The 1,629-nt window shown below is 67.6% G+C and carries 1 protein-coding gene; it reads left to right on the top strand.

The window, feature by feature from the left end; genetic code table 11:
- Positions 1 to 327: 327 nt before the first annotated feature.
- Positions 328 to 1,566 carry a lipase family protein gene (locus WAW85_RS02735; RefSeq protein ID WP_422558124.1) on the top strand — a complete coding sequence of 413 codons (1,239 nt, stop codon included), beginning with the start codon at positions 328 to 330 and terminating at the stop codon, positions 1,564 to 1,566.
- The last annotated feature ends 63 nt before the right edge of the window (positions 1,567 to 1,629 follow it).

Here is a 1,629-nt window from a genome sequence, read left to right as displayed (position 1 = left end):
GCGCAGCATCATCCATGGTGAAGAACTGTTCTGCCTTGGCCGGCAACACAATTCATCACCGACTGCGGCCACACGAGATCCGGCCGCGATGTCGACCAACCGGCACCCGAGGCGGAAGCGCATCTGCAGCTGAATGCGATCGATGCCCGAGCAGCCGCTGCTCCGGGCACGAATACACCGCCGACCTGAGCGAACCATATTGTTGCTAGGTTTGTTTCAGCCCAACCGACGATCCACGGCATTCCGGACCGCGCGTCTTGTCGCGTTTCCCTTCCCGGCGAGGAATTCTCACCGGGGGGCGGTGTCCGGATGCAGAAAGAACACGTGATGCTTCCGAAGTTTGCCCGTTCCACCACCCCGGTCATGTTCGCGGCCGTCGCAGTTGCGACGCTCGCCGCCTCCACCGTGACGGCGCCGCCGGCGCACGCCAACCCGGTGATGTATCCGGTCGCGCTCACCGACAGCTTCTACAGCTTCCCCACCGACCTGGCCGACCACCAACCCGGCGACGTTCTGGCTACCCGCAGCGTTCCGGCACCGTTCGGTTTCGTCGACACCGACGCGGTCCAGCTGAAATTCCGGTCGGTGAACTCGCAGGGCGAACCGATCGCAGCGGTCACCACCGTGCTGTCGCCACGTGCCGCCGCGCCGGGGCGCCCGTTGCTCTCGTTCCAGCACATCGTCAACGCGCTCGGCCTCGAATGCGCTCCGTCCCGCGCGTTGTACACCACCGACCCCAACTTGGCGATCCGCGAAGCGCCCGGTCTCGGCGTTGCGATCCAGCGCGGCTGGTCCGTCGCGATCCCCGACCATCTGGGCCCGACCAGCGCGTACGGGGCGGCCAGGCTCGGCGGACAGATCACCCTCGACGGGATCCGGGCCGCGCAACGCGCCACCGCGCTGGGACTGGCCGACAGCCCGGTCGGGCTGGCCGGCTACTCCGGCGGCGGCATGGCCACCGCGATGGCTGCCGCACTCGCACCGAGTTACGCACCGGAGCTGACGTTGGCCGGCGCCGCGTACGGCGGTGCCCCGTTGAACATCGGCGCGATGGCCGCAGCGCTCGGCGAGACACCGCACCCGGCGTTCGGTCTGGCGATGGCCGCTGCGCTCGGCCTCGAACGCGAGTACCCGGAGCAGGTGTCGATCACGGCGCATCTGAACGCGACCGGCCTGGCGGTGCGCGACTCGATCGGTAATGCCTGCACGAACGACATCCTCGCCGGCGGGGCCGGTCGCAGTCTCGCCGACGTCACCGACGCCGCCACCGGACATGCGTTGCTCAACAGTGCGACGGTGCAGTCGGTTCTCGACGCCAACAGCGTCGAGAAGATCGCGGACATTCCGACCACCCCGATCTACGAGTGGCACGCCTCGGACGATGCCCTGATCCCTGTCGAGTCGATCACCGCCACCATGCAGCGGTACTGCGCAGCCGGCGTTCCGGTGCAGTCCGAGATCGTGCAGAGTCCCGACCACCTGACCGCCGCGGCGATCGGGCTTCCCGGGGCATTCCAGTTCCTGACGGACCGCTTCGCCGGCCAAGCACCGACCCCGACCTGCTGACACCCGAGAAGAGTGAGTCACACACCTTGTCACACACACGCATCACCTCACGCATGAGAGTTC

It is taken from the genome of Gordonia sp. (in: high G+C Gram-positive bacteria) (assembly GCF_049299075.1).
Taxonomy (GTDB): Bacteria; Actinomycetota; Actinomycetes; order Mycobacteriales; family Mycobacteriaceae; genus Gordonia.
The sequence above is the reverse complement of the archived record's forward strand: the minus strand, read 5'-3'. Positions and strand labels throughout refer to the sequence as shown.